Origin of the sequence: Streptomyces similanensis, from assembly GCF_039543625.1 — a bacterium.
GTDB classification, from domain to species: Bacteria; Actinomycetota; Actinomycetes; order Streptomycetales; family Streptomycetaceae; genus Streptomyces; species Streptomyces similanensis.
Window position 1 is genome coordinate 1 of the sequence record NZ_BAABKC010000138.1, and the last position, 8,881, is coordinate 8,881.

At 72.8% G+C, this 8,881-nt stretch carries 6 protein-coding genes; 1 reads left to right on the forward strand and 5 read right to left on the reverse strand.

The window, feature by feature from the left end:
* Positions 1-1,052, reverse strand: a 1,052-nt coding sequence (locus ABEB07_RS36910; protein WP_345672428.1) for a serine/threonine-protein kinase, incomplete at its 3' end; no start/stop codon positions are given.
* A gap of 367 nt (positions 1,053-1,419) precedes the next feature.
* A complete protein-coding gene (locus tag ABEB07_RS36915; protein ID WP_176150177.1) occupies positions 1,420-3,126 on the reverse strand; it encodes a glycerol-3-phosphate dehydrogenase/oxidase in 1,707 nt (568 codons plus the stop codon).
* Between the two features lie 311 nt (positions 3,127-3,437).
* Here ABEB07_RS36915 and ABEB07_RS36920 point away from each other — a divergent pair, with 311 nt between their 5' ends.
* The gene (locus tag ABEB07_RS36920; RefSeq protein WP_345672429.1) at positions 3,438-4,646 is read left to right on the forward strand and encodes a nucleotide sugar dehydrogenase; all 1,209 of its coding nucleotides are present in this window, start codon (positions 3,438-3,440) and stop codon (positions 4,644-4,646) included.
* A 188-nt stretch (positions 4,647-4,834) separates the two neighbouring features.
* Here ABEB07_RS36920 and ABEB07_RS36925 read toward each other — a convergent pair whose 3' ends face one another.
* The 3 genes from ABEB07_RS36925 to ABEB07_RS36935 all read right to left on the reverse strand — a co-directional run bounded on the left by ABEB07_RS36925 (position 4,835) and on the right by ABEB07_RS36935 (position 8,341).
* On the reverse strand, positions 4,835-5,959 hold the full coding sequence (locus tag ABEB07_RS36925; RefSeq protein WP_176150176.1) for a GuaB3 family IMP dehydrogenase-related protein: 1,125 nt from the start codon (positions 5,957-5,959) through the stop codon (positions 4,835-4,837).
* A 129-nt stretch (positions 5,960-6,088) separates the two neighbouring features.
* Positions 6,089-7,591 carry an IMP dehydrogenase gene (gene guaB, locus ABEB07_RS36930; RefSeq protein WP_345672430.1) on the reverse strand — a complete coding sequence of 501 codons (1,503 nt, stop codon included), beginning with the start codon at positions 7,589-7,591 and terminating at the stop codon, positions 6,089-6,091.
* A 162-nt stretch (positions 7,592-7,753) separates the two neighbouring features.
* Positions 7,754-8,341, reverse strand: coding sequence for a sigma-70 family RNA polymerase sigma factor (locus ABEB07_RS36935; RefSeq protein ID WP_176150174.1), 588 nt, complete (start codon positions 8,339-8,341; stop codon positions 7,754-7,756).
* Positions 8,342-8,881 lie beyond the last annotated feature (540 nt).

An 8,881-nucleotide genomic window follows, 5' to 3' on the forward strand; every position in this document is an offset into this window, starting at 1 on the left:
CCGCGCAGCCGGTCGGACGCCTCCTCGCCCCGCTTGCCGCCGGCGGCGGAGGCGGAGCCCGCCTCGGCGCCGGACGCGGAACTCCCGCCGCCCGCGCCGCCCTTGCCCGACCGGCGGTCCGGCTGGGCAGGCAGCGGGACGACCTTCGTGGCGTCCGCGGGCGGCTCCGGTTCGGCCGCCCTGGCCTCGGGCGCGGCGATGACGGCCTTGAGCATCGCCCGGGCGCCCGCGTCGTCGAGACGCTCGGCCGGGTCCTTGTTGAGCAGGCCGTAGATGACGTCCCGCAGCGGGCCGGCGTTCTTCGGCTCCTCCAGCGGCTCGGTCATCACCGCGGTCAGCGTGGCGATCGCCGACCCCTTGTCGTAGGGCGGCGTGCCCTCGACGGCGGCGTAGATCAGGCCGCCGAGCGACCACAGGTCGGCCGCGGGGCCGGGCTTGTGGCCGCGGGCCCGCTCGGGGGAGATGTAGGAGGGCGCGCCGACGAGCATGCCGGTCGAGGTGATGGACGGGTCGCCCTCGACCTGGGCGATGCCGAAGTCGGTGAGCACGACCCGGCCGTCCTCGGCGATGAGCACGTTGGACGGCTTCACGTCCCGGTGCAGGATGCCCTGACGGTGCGCCGAGCGCAGCACGTCCAGGACGGCGAGGCCGACCTCGGCGGCCCGCTTCGGCTCCAGCAGGCCGTCCTCGCGGATGACCTCGGCCAGGGACTTGCCCTCGACCAGTTCCATCACGATCCATGGCCGGTCGTCCTCGTCGACCACGTCGAAGACGGTCACCGCGCTGGTGTTGCGGATCCGCGCGATGGCCTTGGCCTCGCGCAGCGTGCGCGTGATCAGGCGCCGTTTCTCGTCCTCGTCGATGTTGGTCGGGAACCGCAGTTCCTTGACCGCGACCGTCCGGCCCAGGGTCTCGTCCTCGGCCCGCCACACCGTGCCCATGCCGCCCCGGCCGAGCACGTCCCCCAGCCGGTACCGCCCGGCGAGAAGACGCTCGCTGTTGTCCTGACGAGTGTCCTGACGGGATGCCCCCGTCCGCTCCGCCTCCGACATGCGTCCCCTCATGCAACCCGCCCTGACAGAGGCTCCATTGTCCCTCACCCGACAAGTGCTCCACGCCCAGGGTGCCCCTCGCGGCGCCCGGTCCCGTCACCGAACGGCGCACCCGGTGCGGCGGGATGACGGGCCGTGACAACAGGTCAGCGCGGGGTGCCGACGGCGCCGGACACTTCCGCCCGTAAGGGTCCCACCTCCGTCCCGGCTCCCGGAACCCGACGCGCGCCGAACACTTCTGCGCCCCGCCCCGCCGGGCGCGCCCGACCGGCGGGACGGGCCGGAAGCGGCGGGACGGGCCGGAAGCGGCGGGTGCGGCGCGCCGCGGCCGATCACAGCGGCACGGTGTCCGGCGCGCCGCGGCCGGCTAGAGCGGCACGATGTCCGGCGCTCCCAGGCGGGCCGCGTCGGCCGTCAGGTCGTCGGGCTGGCGCTGCGACTCGCGTTCGGCCTCCACCCGCTTCTCGTAGTGCTCGACCTCGCGTTCGATCTGGTCCGCGTCCCAGCCGAGCACCGGCGCCATCAGCTCCGCCGCCTCGCGGGCGCTGCGGGTGCCCCGGTCGAAGGTCTCGATGGATATGCGGGTCCGCCGGGTCAGCGCGTCGTCCAGGTGCCGGGCGCCCTCGTGCGAGGCGGCGTAGACGATCTCGGCGCGCAGGTAGTCGTCGGCGAACTGGAGCGGCGCGCCGAGGGACGGGTCCTCGGCGATCAGGGCGAGGACCTCCTGCGCGGCCGATCCGTACCGGTTGAGCAGGTGTTCCACGCGCACCACGTGGATGCCGGTGTCGGCGGCGATCCGCGCCCGCGCGTTGCACAGCGCGCGGTAGCCCTCCGCGCCGTACAGCGGGACGTCCTCGGTGACGCAGTCGGCGACCCGCATGTCCAGGCCGTGCACCGCCTCGTCGACGGCGTCCTTCGCCATCACCCGGTAGGTCGTGTACTTGCCGCCGGCCACCACCACCAGGCCCGGCGCGGGGTGGGCGACGGTGTGCTCGCGGGAGAGCTTGCTGGTGGCGTCGGACTCGCCGGCCAGCAGGGGCCGCAGGCCCGCGTAGACGCCCTCGACGTCGTCGCGGCCGAGCGGCACCGCCAGCACCGAGTTCACGTGCTCCAGCAGGTAGTCGATGTCCGCGCTGGAGGCGGCCGGGTGGGCCTTGTCGAGGTCCCAGTCGGTGTCGGTGGTGCCGACGATCCAGTGCCGGCCCCAGGGGATGACGAACAGCACGGACTTCTCGGTGCGCAGGATCAGCCCGGTGGTGGAGTTGATGCGGTCCTTGGGCACGACGAGGTGGATGCCCTTGGAGGCGCGGACGTGGAACTGGCCGCGCTCCCCCACCATCGCCTGGGTGTCGTCGGTCCACACCCCGGTGGCGTTGACGACCTGCTTGGCCCGGATCTCGTACTCGCCGCCGCCCTCCACGTCCTGCACGCGCGCGCCGACCACCCGCTCGCCCTCGCGCAGGAAGCCGGTGACCCGGGCGCGGTTGGCGGCCTTCGCGCCGTAGGACACGGCGGTGCGCACCAGGGCGGCCACGAAGCGGGCGTCGTCCACCTGGGCGTCGTAATACTGCAACGCGCCCACCAGGGCGTCCTTCTTCAGACAGGGGGCGACGCGCAGGGCGTGACGGCGGCTCAGGTGGCGGTGCAGGGGCAGGCCCCGGCCGTGGCCGCGGGCCATCGACATGCCGTCGTAGAGCGCGACGCCCGAACCGGCGTACCAGCGCTCCCAGCCCTTGTGCTGGAGCGGGTACAGGAACGGCACCGGCCGCACCAGGTGCGGGGCGATGCGCTCCAGCAGCAGGCCGCGCTCCTTCAGGGCCTCGCGGACCAGGGCGAAGTCGAGCATCTCCAGATAGCGCAGGCCGCCGTGTATCAGTTTGCTGGAGCGGCTGGAGGTGCCGGACGCCCAGTCGCGGGCCTCGACGATGCCGGTGCTCAGGCCGCGTGTGACGGCGTCCAGGGCCGTGCCCGCTCCGACCACGCCACCGCCCACGACCAGGATGTCCAGCTCGCGCTCGGCCATTCCCGCCAGTGACTCGGCGCGCTGCGCCGGCCCCAGTGTCGCTGTCCTCACTGCTGCCTCCCGGTGTCCGTCACGCCGGCCGCACCCGTCGGGCGAAGCCCGTCCCAGCTCCCCCACGTGTTCCCACGTCTCTCTGCCTCTCTCTGCGTATCTCCCTGCCCAGAATTCTGACCGTCTTGCCCGACTTCAGCCACCAGTCGCCTCCGGCCTGTGGACAACTCGGCCCGGCACTCCGAGAAACACGCTGGTCAATCCCACAAAACGGTCATATTTACTCCTAGTCTGACATTGCACTCGCTCGTCCTGTCCACCGGACTTGCGGGCCCGCACCACGTCGGTTACTGGGAAGGACGGCCCACGCCATGCCCGCAGATCTCGCCGTCATCGGACTCGGTCCTCTCGGCCTGCCCCTGGCCCAGGCCGCCGTCGCCGCCGGCATCTCCACGCTCGGCTACCGGACCGGGGACGAGTCGGGCCCGCTCAGCGCGGCCGAGCTGCGCCGGATGCTCTCGGGGGGCTTCCGGCCGGCCACCGACCCGGCCGAACTGGGCCGGGTGCGCACCGCGGTGATCTGCGCGCCGACCCCGCGCGGCGCGGACGGCGGCCTCGACCTGACCCAGGTGGCGGCCGCCGCCCGCGCCCTGGCCGGGCAGCTGCGCCCGCACACCACCGTGATCCTGGAGTCGCCCGTGCTGCCGGGCGCCACCCAGGAGTTCCTGTGCCCGCTGCTGGAGGAGGGCTCGGGCCTGCGCGCGGGCCGCGACTTCCACCTCGCCTACTCGCCCAGCCGCGTCGATCCCGGCAACCGCGACGTCACCCCGGCCAACACGCCGAAGGTGATCGGCGGTCTCACCCCGGCCTGCACCGAGTCGGCCGCCGCCTTCTACGGCCGGCTCACCGACAAGGTGGTCCGCGCGCGCGGCCTGCGCGAGGCCGAGACCGTCCAGCTCCTGGAGACCAACTACCGGCACGTCAACATCGCCTTGGTCAACGAGATGGCCGTGCTCTGCCACGACCTGGGCGTGGACCTGTGGGACGTGCTGCGCTGCGCGGAGACCAAGCCGTACGGCTTCCACGCCTTCCGCCCCGGCCCCGGCGTCGGCGGCCACGGCCATCCGCAGGACCTTACCGGCCCCTCCGGGCGCGGCCTGCGCATGGTGGAACTCGCCCAGCGGGTCAACAGCCGCATGCCCCGTTACGTCGTCCAGCGCGCCGCCGCCCTGCTCAACGAGCACGGCAAGTCGGCCCGGGGCGCGCGGGTGCTGCTGCTGGGCGTCACCTACAAGCCGGACCTCGCCGACCTGGAGGGCACGCCCGCCGAGGAGATCGCCGTCCGCCTGACCGGTCTCGGCGCCACGGTCAGCTACCACGACCCGTACGTGCCCGGATGGGACGTCGAGGGCCGTCCCGTGCCCCGCGCGGACGCCCTGTACGAGGCGGTGGCCGACGCCGACCTCACGATCCTCCTCCAGCAGCACCGCACCTACGACCTCCAGGGCCTGTCGGTCAAGGCGCAGCTCCTCCTGGACACCCGCGGCGCCGCACCGACGGGGGCGGCGCATCGGTTGTGAAGTTCACCAGCCGAAGCCAGCGCCGCTCCGCCCGAAGCCGGATGCGGTCCCGGCGAGTCGCCTTGCGGTGACGGCCCATGGGCGCGCCCCGAAGCACACAACGCGCCCCCCACCAGCCCGAACGCGCAGAGACCCGGCCCCCGTGTCAGCGTGGGGGCCGGGTCTCTTGGTGTGTTCCGGAGTGCGGGTTACCGCTTGTGCTGGGAGTCCGCGACCGTCACCTCGACGCGCTGGAACTCCTTCAGCTCGCTGTAGCCGGTGGTGGCCATCGCCCGGCGCAGCGCGCCGAACAGGTTCATGGAGCCGTCGGGGGTGTGCGAGGGGCCGGTGAGGACCTCCTCGATGGTGCCGACCGTGCCGAGGTCGACCTTCTTGCCGCGCGGCAGCTCGTCGTTGACCGCCTCCATGCCCCAGTGGTGGCCCTTGCCGGGCGCGTCCGTGGCCCGGGCCAGCGGAGAGCCCATCATCACCGCGTCCGCGCCGCAGGCGATCGCCTTGGGCAGGTCGCCGGACCAGCCGACGCCGCCGTCCGCGATCACGTGCACGTACCGGCCGCCGGACTCGTCCATGTAGTCGCGGCGCGCGGCGGCCACGTCGGCGACGGCCGTCGCCATCGGGACCTGGATGCCCAGCACGTTGCGCGTGGTGTGCGCGGCGCCGCCGCCGAAGCCGACCAGCACGCCCGCCGCGCCGGTGCGCATCAGGTGCAGCGCCGCCGTGTACGTGGCACAACCGCCGACGATCACCGGGACGTCCAGCTCGTAGATGAACTGCTTCAGGTTCAGCGGCTCCGCCGCGCCCGAGACGTGCTCGGCCGACACGGTGGTGCCGCGGATGACGAAGATGTCCACGCCCGCGTCCACGACGGCCTTGGAGAACTGGGCGGTGCGCTGCGGGGAGAGCGCGGCGGCGGTGACCACTCCGGAGTCGCGCACCTCCTTGATCCGCGCCCCGATCAGCTCCTCCTTGATGGGGGCGGAGTAGATCTCCTGGAGGCGGCGGGTGGCCGTCTCGGCGGGCAGCCCGGCGATCTCGTCCAGCAGCGGCTGCGGGTCCTCGTACCGGGTCCACAGCCCTTCGAGGTTGAGCACGCCCAGGCCGCCCAGCTCGCCGATGCGGATGGCGGTGGCCGGGGAGACGACCGAGTCCATGGGAGCGGCCAGGAAGGGCAGCTCGAAGCGGTAGGCGTCGATCTGCCAGGCGATCGAGACCTCCTTCGGGTCCCGCGTACGGCGGCTGGGGACGACGGCGATGTCGTCGAAGGCGTACGCCCGGCGGCCGCGCTTGCCGCGCCCGATCTCGATCTCAGTCACGTCTGTGGCCTTTCCCTGATGCGTTTCAGCGTCTTCCAGTATCGCCGACGCCCATGGCGAGGGCGGCCCCGGCGTGATCCGGGACCGCCCTGTGAGTCCTCGCCGGCGTCTGCTCGCCGCCGGAAACGCCTACTTGCTGCTGTAGTTCGGCGCCTCGACCGTCATCTGGATGTCGTGCGGGTGGCTCTCCTTGAGGCCCGCCGAGGTGATGCGCACGAAGCGGCCCTTGGACTCCATCTCCCCGACGGTGGCCGCGCCCACGTAGCCCATGGTCTGGCGCAGGCCGCCGACGAGCTGGTGCAGCACGTTGGCCAGCGGACCGCGGTAGGGCACCTGGCCCTCCACGCCCTCGGGCACGAGCTTGTCGTCGGAGGAGACCTCGGCCTGGAAGTAGCGGTCCTTCGAGTACGACTTCGCCTGGCCGCGCGACTGCATGGCGCCGAGCGAGCCCATGCCGCGGTACGACTTGAACTGCTTGCCGTTGATGAACAGCAGTTCGCCGGGCGACTCCTCGCAGCCGGCCAGCAGCGAGCCCAGCATCACCGTGTCGGCGCCGGCGACGAGCGCCTTGCCGATGTCGCCGGAGTACTGGAGGCCGCCGTCGCCGATCACCGGGACACCGGCCGCGCGGGCGGCGAGGGACGCCTCGTAGATGGCGGTGACCTGCGGGACGCCGATGCCGGCGACCACGCGGGTGGTGCAGATCGAACCGGGTCCGACACCCACCTTGATGCCGTCGACGCCGGCGTCGATCAGCGCCTGCGCGCCGTCGCGGGTGGCGACGTTGCCGCCGATCACGTCGACGCCCACGCTGGACTTGATCTTCGCCATCCAGCTCAGCGCGTTGCTGTTGTGGCCGTGCGAGGTGTCGACGACCAGGAAGTCCGCGCCGGCCTCGGCGAGCGCCTGGGCGCGCTCCAGCGCCTCGGGGCTCGCGCCGACGGCGGCGCCGACCAGCAGGCGGCCCTCGGCGTCCTTCGCGGCGTTCGGGTACTGCTCGGCCTTGACGAAGTCCTTGACGGTGATCAGACCGCGCAGGATGCCCGCGTCGTCGACCAGCGGCAGCTTCTCGATCTTGTGCCGGCGCAGCAGCTCCATGGCGTCCGCGCGGGAGATGCCGACGGTGCCGGTGACCAGCGGCATCGGCGTCATGACCTCGCTGACGCGGCGCGAGCGGTCGGTCTCGAAGGCCATGTCGCGGTTGGTGACGATGCCGAGCAGCTTGCCGGCCGGGTCGGTGACCGGGGTGCCGCTGATGCGGAACTTGGCGCACAGCGCGTCGGCCTCGGCGAGCGTGGCCTCCGGGTGGATGGTGATGGGGTTGGCCACCATGCCGGACTCGGAGCGCTTGACCAGGTCGACCTGGTTGGCCTGGTCCTCGATGGACAGGTTGCGGTGCAGGACGCCGACGCCGCCGAGGCGGGCCATCGCGATCGCCATGCGGGACTCGGTCACCTTGTCCATCGCCGCGGACAGCAGCGGGATGTTGACCCGGACATTGCGGGAGATGCGGGACGAGGTGTCGACCGCGTTGGGCAGCACCTCGGATGCGCCCGGCAGCAGCAGCACGTCGTCGTAGGTCAGCCCGAGTGTCGCGAATTTCTCGGGCACTCCGTCGACGTTTGCAGTCATGACACCTTCCCCAAATGGCCTTGATCGGTGCGGATGTCCATGCTAACGGGAAGCGGAGCCGTCTCATTCCACGATTCCACGACGGACTAGGGCCCCGGTCCTCGTATCTTCATACGGATCTTTGTACGGAACCGGGGCGCCGCCGGTTCAACCGGCGTACGGCTACTGCTCGGCGAGGGCCCGCAGCCGGCTCAGCGCGCGGTGCTGGGCGACCCGGACCGCTCCCGGTGACATTCCCAACATCTGCCCGGTCTCCTCCGCGGTCAAGCCCACCGCGATCCGCAGCAGCAGCAGCTCGCGCTGGTTCTCGGGGAGGTTGGCCAGCAGCTGCTTGGCCCACTCGGCGTCGCTGCTGAGCAGCGCCCGCTCCTCCGGGCCGAGGGAGTCGTCCGGGCGTTCGGGCATCTCGTCGGAGGGCACGGCGGTCGAGCCGGGGTGGCGCATCGCCGCGCGCTGGAGGTCGGCGACCTTGTGGGAGGCGATGGCGAACACGAACGCCTCGAAGGGTCGGCCGGTGTCGCGGTAGCGCGGCAGGGCGAGGAGGACGGCGACGCAGACCTCCTGGGCCAGGTCCTCCACGAAGTGGCGCGCGTCGCCGGGCAGCCGGGACAGCCGGGTGCGGCAGTAGCGCAGCGCGAGCGGATGGACGCGGGCGAGCAGGTCGTGCGTGGCACGCTCGTCGCCGTCGACGGCACGGTGCACGAGCGGGGCGATCGCCCCCTGGGCAACTGCTGCCTCGTCGTCGCGCATCGGTCCATGGTGCCTTGGCGCCGAACGCTCCGTCGCACCACCGTCCTGGTTGTGCACCGAAGCGTTATGAGCGGGTGCGCCGGAACCCATCCCCTGCGCCCTCCCATTCCGCTCGACCGACTCGTCCCCGAGGAACTCCACACCTCAAGGATGCGGCATCGGCGGCGAAACGAGCATCGGCCTGCCGACGGGCCGCGTCGCCGCAGGTGACCGGCGCACCGTACGACGCGCCGGCCGCGGGCCGGCACCGCTCTCGCGCGGGCCCGCGACACCGGGTCGCTGCTCCCCGGACCATGCGGCTCCTCCCCGACGGTCGGCGATGTGACGGCGCGGGCGCGCCCGCCGGGCGGTCCCACCACCCGGCCGGCCGCCCCTCGGGGCCACCCGCACGGCGGTCGGCCGTCCGGGGGCGACGGCGACGCGGCGGCACGGTGCGCGATGCCGCGACCGCGACACGGCCGCGACTGCCCGAAGACGGCCCGGCCGTGACCGGGCGCGTCAGGGACGGCGGCGAGGCCGAGGGCCGCGCCGCGCACGCCG

What these genes read in the sequence shown, in the direction of transcription:
- ABEB07_RS36920 (WP_345672429.1), top strand. Translation starts at nt 3,438, where the DNA reads ATGCCCGCAGATCTCGCCGTCATCGGACTCGGTCCTCTCGGCCTGCCC.
- guaB (WP_345672430.1), bottom strand. Translation starts at nt 7,591, where the DNA reads ATGACTGCAAACGTCGACGGAGTGCCCGAGAAATTCGCGACACTCGGG.
- ABEB07_RS36935 (WP_176150174.1), bottom strand. Translation starts at nt 8,341, where the DNA reads ATGCGCGACGACGAGGCAGCAGTTGCCCAGGGGGCGATCGCCCCGCTC.